Raw genomic sequence first — 14,456 nt, 5'->3', positions numbered from 1 at the left:
CAGGATGCGAAAGTGTTCGGTACAAGGAAATGTCCTGACGCGGTGATCTCCGCCATAGCGTGTGACGATGCGGGCGAAAGTCGTCCAAGGCAGAAAGTCCATCAACTGCGCGAACAAGGTCTTTCCGGTGTACATAGGGGGTCCTCGATGGAATACCCCTTGTACGATCCCTTGAACACGACCTCGCGCTCAAGTCGACACCACCAATTTTCAGAAAAATATGACTAAAAGTCATATTGTTATGCGAATATGCATCAGAGTTAACCGGACACTAGTGTTCATGGCGCATCAAAAACCGGGATCTGCTAGACGAGATGTCCTGATTGCGTTGTTGGTTTGGTAGCCTTAGGTCGCTAATCGGTTCAGCGGGGCTTTAGTTTTCTGGTACAAGGTCTTTACACGTTCTGCATTTGTTGGTGCTGAGTATCTTCTCTTTACACGCTCAAATCCATTTGACTGTATTTTCTGTTTGAGGGAGCTGTCTTTCAATAGGCTAAGAACAGCTTCTGCATAGGCATCCGCCGTATGATCCGCGTTCAGCAGGCCTCCATGCTCTTCCGCCAGTGCCTCGGCGAGTCCACCGATGTCGTGAGCGACGACAGGTGTTCGCAGTGTCATGGCCTCGAGCAGGGTCATGGGCAGGCCTTCGTGGTCAGAGCATATAACCAATACGTCGAGTTTATCTATACACGCGGCAATGTCATTTCGATGACCGTGGAAGCGGACTGAGTCGGCAATACCGAGGTGTGTCGAGAGATTTTCCAGCTCGCTGCGCAGGCTGCCGTCGCCAAAAACGTGGAAGGAGAGGGGCCAGGGAAGATCCTGTTCCAGCAGGTGCTCAGCTATGTGCAGGAAGATGTCGATTCTTTTAACACTTTCCAGCCGTCCGACGATGCCTATGTGTTTGTGTGATGGCTGATCCTGGCGGAAATCCGGCGTCTCCTGCGCCAGGTCGAGGACTGTGTCGATGTCCACGCCGTTTTCAATCACGGCAATCTTGCTGGTCGGGTAGCTTGCTTCGAGTTGTCTCCCAAGGTCCTGGGATACGGCGATGACTCGGTCCTGCAGATAGCGTCCGCAGGCCCAGTCCAGCCAGGCGATCAGGCGTTTGTGGGGTTTGCTCCAGGGGTGGTTGAATTCAGGTGCGCCGTGTGTGGTGCGGACGGACGGTCTGCGCAGCGTGGTGGTGTTTGCAATGCTGCCGAGGATATTCTCCTTCTGGCGATGGGTATGGATGATGTCCGGCTGATGCTGGCGCATTAAGTTGCGCAGGCCCATCAGGATCTGGAAGGCGTTCAGTTGAGTTTCGTCCAGGACATCCACGGGGATTCCGGCTTCGCGCAATCGATCGGCCGTTTCGCCCTCGTTCATGAGTACTGCCCGCGCCCGGACATCGTCGCGCTTGTTGAGGTGGCGCAGCAGGGTCCAGAGTTGTACCTCGGCGCCGGCCCAGCGATCGCCGGAGGCGATGTGCATGACCTGGATGGGTTTGGGCGGGTGCGACAATGGGGGCATGGGGGGGTAGAATGGGTGGTCAGTGGTCAGTGGTCAGTGGTCAGTGGTCAGTGGTCAGTAGTCAGTAGTCAGTAGCTAGTTGGGATTGAGGCTACCCTCAGCTGTGGGGCGAGGGGATTGATTAAGTCTCCGTAATGGAGCCCATTTTGTCAGGAATTCGTGCCGAGGCACAGGAAGTCTATGTCTAATGGATTGGGGCAAGTCCTTTTCTGGTCACTGCTGTTGCTGGCCACCTACAGCTATTTCTTCTATCCCCTGATACTGAGAATCCTTCTCGCTGCAAAGCCCCAGGGAACTGTCCAGACCGCTGCCCTGGATGATGACCGCCTGCCCATGGTGAGCCTGATCGTGACCGCCTATAACGAGGCGGGGCGCATTCGGGACAAGCTGGAAAACACCCTGGAGATTGATTACCCGGCTGACCGCATCGAGCTGATTGTCGCTTCCGACTGCTCCGCGGATGAAACTGATGAAATCGTCCGGGGGTATTCGGATCGCGGCGTCCGGCTGGTGCGGGCGGGGGAGCGTCTGGGCAAGGAGCATGCACAGCAGTGCGCCATCGCCGAGGCGCGGGGGGGGATCCTGGTCTTTTCCGATGTGGCCACTCGGAAACCGGCGGACGCCATCCGGAAGCTGGTGGCCTATTTTGCGGATCCTGCCGTGGGTGCGGTTTCCAGTGAGGACCGGTTCATCAGTCAGGATGGCGGACTGGTGGGGGAGGGCGCCTACGTGCGCTACGAGATGTGGCTGCGGCGGATGGAGTCCCGCCTGGCCGGCCTCGTGGGTTTGTCCGGCTCCTTCTTCGCGGCCCGGCGGGAAGTCTGCGAGCATTGGGATATCCACTCCCCGAGTGACTTCAATACCGCCCTGAACAGCGTTCGCCTGGGCCTGAAGGCCGTCACGGCGCCGGATGTGCTGGGCTATTACCGGGATCTGAAGGATCCTGGGCGGGAGTACCAGCGCAAACTGCGCACCGTGCTCAGGGGGGTGACCGGCCTGGCAAGACACCTGGAAGTGCTCAACCCGGTGCGCTTCGGCCTGTTTGCCTTCCAGGTCTGGAGCCACAAGCTGATGCGTTGGCTGGTCCCCTGGTTCCTGCTGGGGCTGTTGATCGTCACCCTGCTCATTCAGGGCATCCACTGGTTCTATGGTTTGGCCCTGTGGGGACAGCTGCTGTTCTACGGACTTGCTCTGGCAGGTCACCTCAACCCGAAGCTCCGCGCCGTCTCGGCAGTGCGCATCATCTATTTCTTCGTTCAGGTCAATGTGGCCATCGCCCAGGCCACCCTCCAGTACCTGGGCGGGCGGCGTATGACCACCTGGCAGCCTTCGGCCCGATGAGGCTCCGGGTACTGCCCCCGGTCGGGGAGCCGATCTCACTGGGACCAAGGGCCGAGCCGCCCACATTTCCCGGCTTTCATCCCGTCTGGACCCAGAGCGGCACTGCGGCCCTGGCCCTGGGCATTCAGTTGGCCATGGACCGCCGGCCGGATATCAGGTATCCCGAGGTGCTGCTCCCGGCCTATGGTTGCCCGGACCTGGTGGCGGCAGCCGTCTATGCCGGGGCGCGGCCTGTGCTGGTGGATATAGGGGTGGAAGATCCCGGGTACGACCTTGAATGCCTTGAACAGGCGCTGTCTGGGAACGTGGTCGCCGTGGTGGCAGTGAATTTCCTCGGCATTCGGGAGCGAATCGAGGCATTGGCAGAACTCGCACACCACCATGATGCCTGGCTCATCGAGGACAGTGCCCAGTGGTATCCGGAGCTGGCGCCGGGGGAGAAGAATAGCCTCTCGCCCGCCGATGCGATGGTGCTGAGTTTCGGGCGGGGAAAGCCGGTCAGTCTATTGGGGGGCGGAGCGCTCCTTCTCAAGGACTCTGCCATGGCGGGGGAAACTGAAAGCCGATTACGGCCTCCTACCTCCAAGCCAGGCATGCTGTTTTCAAAGATGATGGTTTACAACCTGCTGATAAAGCCCATCTTTTACGCCTGGCTGACCAGAATCCCGGGGCTTGGACTGGGAGAGACGCGTTACAAGCCGGTGGCTGGTATTCATCGCATGGATGCGTCGCGGCTAGTGCTTTTGAAGGCCAATGCAGAGCGATATTTTCGCAAGAATAGATTGCAGGAGACGGCACTAGCGAAGGCGTTTACCGAATCTTCGGTAGACTCCGTTGATTTGCCCTGCGTCCTGCCGGCAAGGTCAGGTAGATTGTTACGCTATCCAGTGTTATGCCGCGACCAGAGCGAAAGGAACCGGATATTGAAGGAGGCTACTGAGCAGGGGCTGGGCGCCACGGCGATGTACGTCAATGCATTGCCAGATGTCACGGGCGTGAAACCACACCTGTATAAATATGATGCGGTTCCAAACGCCAGGTCCTTTGCCGCCCGCTTGATAACGATGCCGGTCCATTGCCAGGTGACAGAGGCAGATACAAGAATGCTTGCATGTCTACTCCCTCTCCCACTGGGACAAAACCGCCGGGAGCGGATATGAACAGTCGGCAGGCTGGCCCGAAGGGTGGAGGGCAGGATGTCCGATATAGGGACTGCGGTGAGGAAATGAGCGTAACTGAGGAAGTCAGTATGCGTAGGAGCCCGGACCTCCGGGCGAAGCTTTAGGAATATCTCGGGCAGGTCCAGGCTCCTACGGGAGTAGGTGGATACGCCAACATGATGCAATGCGCCAAAAAGCACCTTTGACCCCCTCGCCTTTGAGGGAGAGGGTCGGGGTGAGGGAGATTGGTTTTAGATTATGAAAGTACTCTGGATTTCTCACTTCCTGCCCTATCCACCCAAAGGTGGCGTATTGCAACGCGGGTACTATCTGATCAAGGAACTCAGCAAATATGCTGAGGTCGACCTGTTGGCTTTCAATCAACCCAGGTTGCTCGATCCACTACTCCCCCATGAGCCAAACCCTAAGGCTGTTGCCATCGATGCCCTGAATGAATTTGTGTGCGTTCGAGGGGTTGTGGACGTGCCTTTGTCCGAGGTGTCACATGGAAACATGCTGATTGCGCTCAAAAGCCTTGTCAGCCGCTACCCATACAACATCAACTGGCTCATCAGTCCGGAGTTTAAGGCCAGTCTGATCAGCTTGCTTGAGCAGGAGCATTACGATGTCGTGCATTTCGACACGATCGGCCTGGCCTACTACCTGCCAGAGGTCAAAAGATTGTGCCCCGATGCGCGCATCAGTCTTGGCCATCACAACGTCGAGTCCCATATGCTGCTCCGCAGAGCGAAGCTCCAGAGCAACATTCTCAAAAAATTCTACTTCCTTCAGGAAGGTATCAGGCTGGGCAGATATGAAAGAGCGATTTGTCCAAAGTTTGATTTGAACATCACCTGCTCAGATCTTGATTCAGATCGGCTCAGGGAACTCGGAGATGTCGGGCGTGTGGAGACCATCGAGAATGGAGTCGATATCGACTACTTCGTACCCAGTGAGTCAACGCGTGACCCGAAAAAATTGATTTTTATCGGTACCATGAACTGGTACCCCAATGTTGATGCCATGCGCTTCTTTGTGTCCGATGTCTGGCCGCTGCTGACACGGGAGTTGCCGGATCTCACCCTCGATATCATCGGCGCTGCGCCACCAGAGGAGATTCGCAACTACGCCCGGGAGGACAGCCGGATAAGGGTGCTTGGATTCGTCGACGACATCAGGCCTTACATGTCCCAGGCGGGTATCTACGTGTGTCCGATCCGAGATGGTGGAGGGACCAAGCTCAAGGTTCTGGACGCGTTCTCATCGGGTATCCCCATGGTTGCGCATCCTATTGCATGTGAAGGTATTGCGGTGGAGGACGGGAGAGATGTAGTGCTGGCCTCAACACCCGATGAATTTATGAATGGCATAAAGCTGCTCGTTGATGGTGCAGATATGCGGCACAGTATTTCCGCAGCAGCCAGGCGGTTGGTGGAGACCAGGTACAGCTTCGCATCAATCGGAAAAAGACTTTATATGGAATTTGATGCCTTGATGCCAGAAGCCCAGAGTGGGGATCAGCAATGTGTGGGATAGCCGGATACTACTGCCCACAGGGGAGGGCTGGTCGATCTCCCGAAAGCATTCGCACGGAATCCTTGCCCCAGGTCTTGAAGCACAGAGGTCCGGACTCAAGCGGAACCTGGGTGTCTGAAAACCGGGAAGTCTTCCTATTTCATGCCAGGCTCGCGATCCAGGATCTGTCGCCACTGGGTCATCAGCCCATGGAGTCCAGATCAGGACGTTTCGTCATCACATTTAATGGCGAGATATACAACTTCAAGGAGTTGGCCAGGGAACTAGAGTCTGCGGGTATCGCCTTGAGAGGGCATTCTGATACGGAAGTTCTCCTCGAATACATCGATCGATTCGGACTGAGTTGTGCCTTGGATCGGATTACAGGGATGTTTGCTTTTGCGTTGGTGGATCGTGCGGAAGAGAAACTTTTCCTGGTCCGTGACAGGGTTGGTGAAAAACCGCTCTACGTCTATCTCGACCAAGGTGTTCTGGCATTCGCTTCTGAGCTCAAGGCGCTAAAGTCGATGTTTGGTGGGCTTGGCGAGATTGATCAAATCGCCCTGGCACAATATTTCAGATATGGCTATGTGCCAGACCCGAGATCAATCTACGCCAAGGCGAGAAAACTCGCTCCGGGGTCGGTACTTACCATTTCGCTCAAACGCCATTCAGGAGGGACAAGCCAATCGCTGGCTGATCTGATTTCCAGTGGAACAACAAGGTACTGGGATCTCTTTGAGGTCAGAAGAAAAGCCATTGCTGATCCTTATACCAGCAGAGCCGAAGCGCTAGCCGATGTGCACCATACCTTAAGGAAGAAGATTTCAGATCAATCTATCGCAGATGTCGATGTCGGTGTCTTCCTGTCGGGGGGCATCGATTCAAGCTTGGTGGCTGCCATACTGAGAGATGTTAAGGAAGGTCCGGTAAAGAGCTTTACGATTGGTTTTGATGATCCCTCATACAATGAAGCCAGATTCGCGGCGGAAATCGCCAAGCACCTGGGTACAGAACATCACGAGCTGACCCTGACAGACCAGGACCTTCTAGGTCAGGTTGAAACATTGCCGTCAATCTATGATGAGCCATTCGCGAATCCATCCCAGATACCGATGCTGCTTTTGTCCAAGCATGCAAGAAGAGAGGTGAAAGTCTGTTTGTCCGGAGATGGTGGTGATGAGTTCTTTGGGGGGTACAACCGTTACCTATGGGGCGCAAAGGTTGAAAAATATAACAAGATTAATCCCAGATTTATAAGAAACTTGGGGGTCAAACTTTGCAATATTCTGGAGAACCGGTCGACAGAGTTTGAAAAACTGCTTTATAAGTTTGGGCGAAAACCGATCCAGGATGTTGAAGGAAAGATAAGAAAATTTAGCCGTGCACTAAGAATGAATAACGGATCTGAGTTGTATGACTTTCTGTTGTCGACATGGTTCGATGAAGTGCCATTGAAAAGCTTTCCACTGAACTACAAACTAGAGATGGCATGCTATGTTGAGGGCGATTTCGAAAAAACCGCAATGTTATTGGATCAGTCTCACTATCTACCTGGAGATAACCTTGTAAAGGTTGATAGGGCCTCCATGCGGTATTCTTTGGAAACACGGCTACCTTTGGTCGAGAGAGAGCTCATTGAAAAGTCACATAGAATTTCTGTTTCGATGATGTGGGCTGGTGGAAAATCTAAGTCTATCCTAAGAGATATTCTATCTGAGTATGTACCAGCGTCATTGTTTGAACGCCCAAAGATGGGCTTCACGGTCCCGGTGGATAAGTGGCTGAAGACCAGTTTATATGAGTGGTCTTCCGACATGATCAATACACGTGTTGAAAAAGATGATGAGTTATTGGACTATGAGTTGATCCGCAAAGAACATGATAATTTTAAAAAAGGCATGCCTGGTAGTGGCCTCAAAATATGGTCTGTCTTGGCATTCTTACAGTGGCGCTTGCAATGGTCTTAGTTCGACAATGAGTGCTTGGCTATACGTCCGGCTGTAGCTAGAGCCTATTTCGTAATATATGCATTTGGTAATAAGTAATTGTAAATATTGCGACGAATTCGGAGATGGTAATGAGTGGGAGTGAGGGGGGGTATTCAGTTGTTACAGTATTACGGTTTACTGCTAAGCAAATGTTTGTCAGCTTATTGCATACAAAATTTAAGTCTCCGCTATCCAGGATGGTTCTCCTGATTTCATCCATATTATGGGCCTTGGGTCGAAAAACAAAGTCAGTTGAATTGTTATTGAAATCGAGGCGCATCTCGAAAACAAAAAAAGCCGATTATAGGATACGTAATTACTTAGAAGCGTATCTAAAAGGAAGAGGTAGCGTTCAACTTGAAAGTCTTCTAATCCCAACAAATGGGCGAGGAGCTCAGGATTATGAGGGTCGTACGCTAATCCTCAGGTTGCCCCTGTTTGAGGGAAATGAGCTCGTCGAAAAAGGCGTGATTATAATCAAGTTCTCCGAGACCTGTGGGGCACTTTATCAGCTTTTAGATGTTCACCTCTTGGCAAAATATTTTCGGATTGTCCTGGAGCCAAGCTGGGTTGGGTACAGTCTTCCAGAGATACTTGTATGGTCCAGGCTTGGTGATGAGAAGGTAATCCTATTGACGCCATATCAGGACGACTTCGACTTCATATCAGGGCTGGAGAGCAATCTCGTGCCAATTACGCTTGGGCCAGCCGACTGGGTTGATCCTAATACCTTTAAGCGTATCGAAATGTCTGAAAAAAAATATGATTGCATTTATGTTGCGAATTTTGACCCGATGAAAAGGGTTGATCGGTATCTGCGCGCTGTAGTGAGGGCGTCTAAAAAGAACAAACACTTCCGTGCATGCCTTGTCTGTGCTGGACATGGGACAGCTCGTTCGGAAATCCTAGAAGTCGTGAAATGGGCGAAAAGTAAAGCCAACGTTGACTTCTTCGAAGGGATGCAACAGTCTGAGCTTAACAAGCTAGTCAATCAGTCCAAAGTGAATGTCCTTGTTTCTCTCAGAGAGGGTGCGAACAAAGGGCTGGCAGAGGGCTTATGGGCCGATGTCCCAGCATTGCTGATTAAGGAATGCGCATGTGGGAATCAAAGACATATAAATGATGCTACAGGTAAACTTGTGGCAGACAATGAGTTGGAGCGAGAACTCTTGTGGTTCTCAGATCATTACGGCTCCTTTAAACCACGGTCTTGGGTCGATGAGAATATCGATCCCAGGATTAGTGCGGCTACGCTTAATGCGCACGTGCAGCGATTTGACAAAGCAGAAAGTATTGTTAATAAGCGCAACATTGTTCCCAAAGTGAATAAGCCGGAGTTGGCTTATCTAGATGAAAAGTACAGTTATTTATTGGATTTGCGCGCGCCTGTTCTCAAGGCGTTCTCAAGGCAAGGGTCGGGTGACATAGAAAATCTTCTGATGCGCTTGCGAGAGTCATCTCCCTATTAATGAGTGAGAGATATGCTTATATTTACTGCGGATATAAACTAGGCCCGCACTTACAAGTGCGGGCCTATTCTATTCTACGGAGATTATCCGACTGCTATTGTGTTAGTCGAAGCTGTTTAGGGGGGGCAATAGTGGACCCAATTTGGTGACCATGCGAGCCAATGTATTGGCTGTATGTCGCAGTGAGGTTGCCGTCGTTATCAACGATATTTTGCTGAGATGATCCCGTTAGGTTGTCGCTCACAATCAGACGAGACTCAACTACCGTCCGCGTGCGAGATATCTTGTCCGGATTTGAGGAGTTATTAATAATAACATTATTATTAAATCTAAACGGACCTTTAGTGCTTGTCAAATTGTCGACAGTTACGTGGCCGATAAAAGTATTCCTGTAAACATTTATTGGCCCGCTGGGATCTGATGATAGCAATTTGATTGCAACGCCATCTGGATTGCGCATCTGGATCAGATTGAAGTTTATCTCGATATCTCCCGAGGTACTGAAATCTTGTATCCATATTGCCCCTCTTGTTGTTTGGCCATCGATGCGGTTCCCTCTTATGGTCCAATTTTGTATGCCATGCTTTGGGCCAATGGGCAGCGGTATGTCCGACAATATTGTATTGTTTTCAACGAGGGTTTTTGGGGAGACGTAACCTAATAACCAATAGCCACAGGATTCGTATGCATAGTTGTCTTGAATTGAAGTATATTGGCCGCTGCCGCCAGTAAGAAATAGCTGGGATGGGTTCGTGCCCGGATGTGTGCAGTTAGTTAATCCTCTGAATGTGCTATTTCTAACTGTGACATTGCCATTGTTAGATATATTGATACCTTGGCCGCGATTATTGCTGTTGAGGTTAAAATCAAATCCATCTAAGTATAAGTTTCTGACGTTGTCGTAGAAACTTATATGGCCGCTGCGGCCGTTCATATTGAAATTTATCTCAGGCTTTTCACCCGGATAGGCAAGCCATACGAGAGGCTTTCTGCCCGACCAAGGCACTCTGCAATTATCGACATGGCAGTCTTCAAGGTAGGCATCAAGGTGATATTTTCCTTCGCGCCAGTAAACAAACGCACCTGGATTAAAATTCGCCCACTTTGAATTGTAATCATCTCCGCCATATACATCACGCATCGTCTTCCATGGGTTGTCTATGGTTCCCGTTCCGCCTTGCTCTCTTGATCGGCCATTCACTGCATCAACAAACAAAAAGCCGTTTGTCGTTACAGTAATACTCCATGACACAGTCTGAATAGAACCATCCACGTCGGTGACTTGTGCGGTAACGGCATACGGAGTGCCAGAGGTGCTTGGGTTCTCCCATCTAATCACACCTCGATTATTAATTGTCATTCCTTGTGGCGCGGTAATCAACTCAAAACGGTAAGGATAATTCCCCCCGGTGACAGCCATTCGCACGTTGTATTCAAGGCCGGGATATGCTTTATAGAAGCGGTTGAGAGTATTGAGATTGGGTTGGGGTTGAATGATCTCGAGCGGGTAGTTAGCCGCTTTTGCGTCAACGCTTGATATAAGTAAAATTAAAAACGGTACCAGCAATGCAGCATACTGGATCCGTTTAATTAGGCTAATGCTTTTCATGGATGTATACCTCAATCACGTATTCGTCGGTACGATCAATGTTCAAGTGGCAATATCAATACTGGCGTGCCTGATCTGCATGAATACCCATTTAGATCCCACGACTTCAATCAAGTAGGCACATGGGTGGTGATGTCCTGGGAACGCCAAGGCCAATGAATCATCTTGTTTGCGTATGGTAATTCTGGCTGAAGTATCGCCCATTCATTCAGGGCCATAGTGTGAAGAGCCTCACGGGCTTTGCTGTCGTTCATAGCCAGCCAGACAGGCGCGCAAAAAGGTCAGACCGACGGCCGGATATGTCATCGTGAACGGCCATTCGTTTGATCGCATAGACGTCAGCATCGCTCCGATTGATACCAATCTGGGTCGTCACTGCGCCCTCGTAGTGTGCTTCAACCTGCCGTTTTGCGAAGTCCGTCACATCGCCGTTGGGGTAGCAAAACAGCCGGATGGGTCGGTTGAGTTGTTCCTGTAAGAGGTGCTTGCTCCCGAGGATTTCGGCGCTCACCGCTTCTTCTGAGAGACTTGGCAGAATGCGTGTGTGGTAGCGCGTGTGGCTTCCTACTTCGACCAGCCCGCTATTGGACATCTCTCGAAGCTGACCCCAGTCAGCCAGGGCTTGATTCCCTGCGTGGGAGATATTGAGGGTATCTTCGATGGAGTTCAGGTGATCCTGTATGCGGTTATCGTCATATTCCTTGGCGTTGGCTATGGTCCCGGAAACTTGGTCGAGAGTGGGGCGCACCCCAAGTTGAAATGTGATGATACCCATTAACCAGGATCGATCATCGTTGCGCAGATTCTTCAACTCTTCATGAACAAGAATCCGCGCCAATCTGTTGGGCCAGAACAGTTCTTGGGTGCCAATCATGTGGGAGACAGCAAAGATCGTGGCCGGTGTTTCGGTTTCCTTAAGTATCGGGAAGGCAAATTCATAATTGTCCTGCCACCCATCATCAAAGGTGATGCAACATGCCTTGTCCGGTAGTGTCTGTTTGTTTATTGCGCGCTCGATCCATTCACCCAGACCCATCAACTCGTATTCGGATCCTATCCATTGAATATGCTTCCGGAAGGTTTCCGGGGAGACCACCATGCCGGGTTCTTCAGACGAACGGCGTGGGTCTCCGATTGGAAGCACTCTGTGATACATGAGTACCCATAGACGGGGCTTCCGAGAGGGCCAGGCTTGTGGGCCGAGTCGCGATACGGATTCAATGGCGATCTTCTTGAGGGCCTTCCTAAGCATGGATGCGTCGTCACTCTTGGATGGTCTATTGCTCTCGTTTTAAGCCTGAGTTTCAGGTAGTACTTCTATTGCGCGTAATCTGCCATGAGTATAGCCATATCAATCGCCAATGTTTGTTCCGCAGGTGCGCGGTTCAGTCATTAGCATGGTCGGCTCAGAATTGGAAATAGATGAACTCTTGGGTCGCGGGCGGAGGGAAAATGATAAGCGTCAGCATCATGTAAGCGAACATGCCAATCTGTGTGGTGCCCGAGGTGCGAATTGGGTAATAGAGATCGTTCTTGCGCTCTGTCACATAGTCCAATACCAGTAGTGGGCCCGCGAACAACAGCAGCATGGTGGCGGAATAGGTCACGAAAGGCGTCCAGCCAAGTCCGCCTCCCGCCGTGGCAAGCATGCCTGTGATCTGTTCCATTGAGTCCGCCCGGAAGAGTAACCAGCTGAAGCAGATTAGGTGGAACATGAGTACGATCAAGAGCACGCGCTTGAACTGGCTCATCTTGTTTGTTGAGGTTGAATCACCTCCGTCGAGCCCTGCAATGCGATAGCCGATCAGAAGGAGCCCGTGATAAACGCCCCAAACGACAAAATTCCATGCCGCGCCATGCCAGAGACCTCCAAGTGTCATTGTCAGCATCAGGTTTCGGAACGTCATCAGCCGTCCGCCGCGGTTACCGCCGAGCGCAATGTACAGATAGTCTCTTAGCCAGGTCGAGAGACTGATGTGCCATCTGCGCCAGAAATCCGAGGGGGAAATGGCGAAGTATGGATTTCGGAAATTCCACATCAAATCAAAGCCAAGCCACCTCGCGATCCCTTTGGCAATATTCGAATACCCCGAGAAGTCTCCGTATATTTGGAATGCAAACGCGTAGACACCGATCATGACCTCTGCGGCGGTTAGCTCGGAGGTAGGTCTGGAAAAGATGCTGTTCACGATCGGTGCCATGTTGTCGGCAACGACAACTTTCCGGAAGAGTCCGGAAATGATGAGGTAGAGACCTTCGTGAAAAGCCTGTCGATCGACCGTGCGCGGCTGGAGGATCTGCGGGAGCAATCGAGAGGAACGTTCGATGGGGCCCGCGACCAGCTGGGGAAAGAACGAGACGTAAAGTGCGAAATCCAGGAATCTGCCCGCAGGTTTGGTTTGTCCACGGTACACATCGATGGTGTAGCTCATGGACTGGAACGTGTAGAACGAAATGCCGATCGGCAGGATGATATTCAGGACCGGTAGAGCGGAGTTAAAACCCATGGCTTGCAGAAGCGCATCGGCCTCGGCTGTGAAGAACCCCCAGTACTTGAAGAAACCGAGAATGCCGAGATTTGTCGCTATCGATACAACGAGCCAGGTCCGTCGCTCTCCTTGGTGTTGTGATGATGCGACTGCCTTGGCAGCAACGTAGTCAACGGCGGTGGATAGCAGAATGAGCGATAGGAACCGGTAGTCCCAGTAGCCATAGAAGATGTAGCTGGCGACCAGCAGCATGTGGTTCTGGGAGCGGTGCGGCAGCCATCTGTACAAGAGCAGGACGGCGGCAAAGAAACCCCAAAAAACAAAGCTGTTGAAAAGCATCTAGGTTCGTCTACGGTTTTGGGGCTGTCTTAATGAAGCGCTTCGGCAAGATATTTCGTAAAGATCTCAGCGCCTTGGTCATTGAGGTGGATCGGGTCGAGGTAGTGATCTGCCTCGTTCACGGGCAGGCGTCTGAGGTCAATGAATTGTGCACCGTTATCTATTATCGTTTTGATGAGATTGGCATCCACCTCATAGGGTGTGACGGTGGGCATGGCAATGATCGTGACATTGATCTGGGAGGCGGCCAGGAGGCTCAGCTTAGAACTGAGAAGATTGTATGTGTAGTCGGGGTGGTGACGTTGCGGGGTGGTTTCCTGGCCGGCCGCGTTAAGGGCGCGTGTGTACTCGCGATATTCTGGGACGAACGCGTCAAGAAGGCGACTGCGGATCGTTTCTCTATGGGCGTAGAGTCGGGAGAAGCGGCCCACCCAGAACTCAGCGAGCTTGGAATGGTCCGTCATGCCCAATTGGATCAACGGGGCGAAATCTGCCGGCTCGCAGAAGAAGGCACCCATCCGGGAGGCGTTAGGCGGTCGCTGGTCTGTCAGGTGATCCCAGGCGAACCCCAGAAGGAGATGTTCACCCACATGTTTATGATGATTGGTGATTTGATTTCTTATCAAACACCACCAGTCCCATCCAAAAGTGGCATCGGGCGTCGCTTTGATCACCTGAACGTCTGCGGGCACGTGTGCCCGGGTGAGCTCCGCAAGCATGGGCGCGTTCAGGGCATTGTTGACTAGTGAGTTCCCGACGGCGACGAGGGTTTTCGTTTCGGGTTCAGGTGTGGTGGACCGGAGGTCTGCGAATTGAGTCTTGAACTCAGTAATGTGACGGACGTTTCCGGACAGGCTGCTTTCGATGGTCCGCAGCCCCAATTCGGCGGTGAGCAGGATAAGAAGTACGGCAGCGAGGATGTATCCGGGGTTTTGTGTTCTGAGAAAACGAGCCAGAGCGGTCGTTGCAGATATGACTGCCGCGTAGGTTGTGTTGATTGTTGCCTTTAGCGTTTCCATGGCGAAGTC

Annotated in this window: 11 protein-coding genes; 5 read left to right on the top strand and 6 right to left on the bottom strand. The window is 52.1% G+C overall.

Annotated features, from left to right (window positions below; genetic code table 11):
* Together D580_RS16325 and D580_RS0112275 are read right to left on the bottom strand one after the other, a co-directional pair.
* The coding region (locus D580_RS16325) for a DUF4372 domain-containing protein (protein WP_155999743.1) at nt 1–135 on the bottom strand (135 nt) is incomplete at its 3' end.
* Nucleotides 136–345: 210 nt separating this feature from the next.
* The gene (locus D580_RS0112275) at nt 346–1,476 is read right to left on the bottom strand and encodes a glycosyltransferase (protein ID WP_196799745.1); all 1,131 of its coding nucleotides are present in this window, start codon (nt 1,474–1,476) and stop codon (nt 346–348) included.
* Between the two features lie 231 nt (nt 1,477–1,707).
* On the opposite strand from D580_RS0112275, the gene D580_RS0112270 reads away from it, so the two are divergent.
* The 5 genes from D580_RS0112270 to D580_RS16320 all read left to right on the top strand — a co-directional run bounded on the left by D580_RS0112270 (nt 1,708) and on the right by D580_RS16320 (nt 8,991).
* Nucleotides 1,708–2,856 (top strand): glycosyltransferase family 2 protein, encoded by a 1,149-nt coding sequence (locus D580_RS0112270; protein WP_231363547.1) that lies wholly within the window; start codon nt 1,708–1,710, stop codon nt 2,854–2,856.
* Complete coding sequence (locus tag D580_RS0112265) at nt 2,853–4,016, top strand: DegT/DnrJ/EryC1/StrS family aminotransferase (RefSeq protein WP_018954675.1); 1,164 nt, start codon at nt 2,853–2,855, stop codon at nt 4,014–4,016. Before D580_RS0112270 ends, D580_RS0112265 begins: the two co-directional genes overlap by 4 nt.
* Before the next feature lie 258 nt (nt 4,017–4,274).
* On the top strand, nt 4,275–5,552 hold the full coding sequence (locus tag D580_RS15535; RefSeq protein WP_018954674.1) for a glycosyltransferase family 4 protein: 1,278 nt from the start codon (nt 4,275–4,277) through the stop codon (nt 5,550–5,552).
* Nucleotides 5,540–7,501, top strand: coding sequence for an asparagine synthase (glutamine-hydrolyzing) (gene asnB, locus D580_RS0112255; RefSeq protein ID WP_026289953.1), 1,962 nt, complete (start codon nt 5,540–5,542; stop codon nt 7,499–7,501). Before D580_RS15535 ends, asnB begins: the two co-directional genes overlap by 13 nt.
* Before the next feature lie 110 nt (nt 7,502–7,611).
* On the top strand, nt 7,612–8,991 hold the full coding sequence (locus tag D580_RS16320) for a glycosyltransferase (RefSeq protein ID WP_196799744.1): 1,380 nt from the start codon (nt 7,612–7,614) through the stop codon (nt 8,989–8,991).
* Nucleotides 8,992–9,085: 94 nt separating this feature from the next.
* Here D580_RS16320 and D580_RS16590 read toward each other — a convergent pair whose 3' ends face one another.
* The 4 genes from D580_RS16590 to D580_RS0112235 all read right to left on the bottom strand — a co-directional run bounded on the left by D580_RS16590 (nt 9,086) and on the right by D580_RS0112235 (nt 14,447).
* Nucleotides 9,086–10,600, bottom strand: a complete 1,515-nt coding sequence (locus D580_RS16590; RefSeq protein WP_155999842.1) for a putative Ig domain-containing protein — start codon at nt 10,598–10,600, stop codon at nt 9,086–9,088.
* A 250-nt stretch (nt 10,601–10,850) separates the two neighbouring features.
* Nucleotides 10,851–11,699: a polysaccharide deacetylase family protein gene (locus D580_RS0112245; RefSeq protein WP_018954671.1), complete on the bottom strand. Its 849-nt coding sequence runs from the start codon at nt 11,697–11,699 to the stop codon at nt 10,851–10,853.
* Between the two features lie 307 nt (nt 11,700–12,006).
* Nucleotides 12,007–13,428, bottom strand: coding sequence for an MBOAT family O-acyltransferase (locus tag D580_RS0112240; RefSeq protein WP_018954670.1), 1,422 nt, complete (start codon nt 13,426–13,428; stop codon nt 12,007–12,009).
* A gap of 29 nt (nt 13,429–13,457) precedes the next feature.
* On the bottom strand, nt 13,458–14,447 hold the full coding sequence (locus D580_RS0112235; protein WP_018954669.1) for a hypothetical protein: 990 nt from the start codon (nt 14,445–14,447) through the stop codon (nt 13,458–13,460).
* Nucleotides 14,448–14,456 lie beyond the last annotated feature (9 nt).

This window comes from Thioalkalivibrio sulfidiphilus (genome assembly GCF_000377945.1).
GTDB lineage: Bacteria > Pseudomonadota > Gammaproteobacteria > Ectothiorhodospirales > Ectothiorhodospiraceae > Thioalkalivibrio_A > Thioalkalivibrio_A sulfidiphilus_A.
The sequence above is the reverse complement of the archived record's forward strand: the minus strand, read 5'-3'. Positions and strand labels throughout refer to the sequence as shown.

Coding starts and splice junctions, on each gene's coding strand:
- D580_RS0112275 (WP_196799745.1), bottom strand. CDS start 1,476: ATGCACATCGCCTCCGGCGATCGCTGGGCCGGCGCCGAGGTACAACTC.
- D580_RS0112265 (WP_018954675.1), top strand. CDS start 2,853: ATGAGGCTCCGGGTACTGCCCCCGGTCGGGGAGCCGATCTCACTGGGA.
- D580_RS15535 (WP_018954674.1), top strand. CDS start 4,275: ATGAAAGTACTCTGGATTTCTCACTTCCTGCCCTATCCACCCAAAGGT.
- asnB (WP_026289953.1), top strand. CDS start 5,540: ATGTGTGGGATAGCCGGATACTACTGCCCACAGGGGAGGGCTGGTCGA.
- D580_RS16320 (WP_196799744.1), top strand. CDS start 7,612: ATGAGTGGGAGTGAGGGGGGGTATTCAGTTGTTACAGTATTACGGTTT.
- D580_RS16590 (WP_155999842.1), bottom strand. CDS start 10,600: ATGAAAAGCATTAGCCTAATTAAACGGATCCAGTATGCTGCATTGCTG.
- D580_RS0112245 (WP_018954671.1), bottom strand. CDS start 11,699: ATGGTGGTCTCCCCGGAAACCTTCCGGAAGCATATTCAATGGATAGGA.
- D580_RS0112240 (WP_018954670.1), bottom strand. CDS start 13,428: ATGCTTTTCAACAGCTTTGTTTTTTGGGGTTTCTTTGCCGCCGTCCTG.
- D580_RS0112235 (WP_018954669.1), bottom strand. CDS start 14,447: ATGGAAACGCTAAAGGCAACAATCAACACAACCTACGCGGCAGTCATA.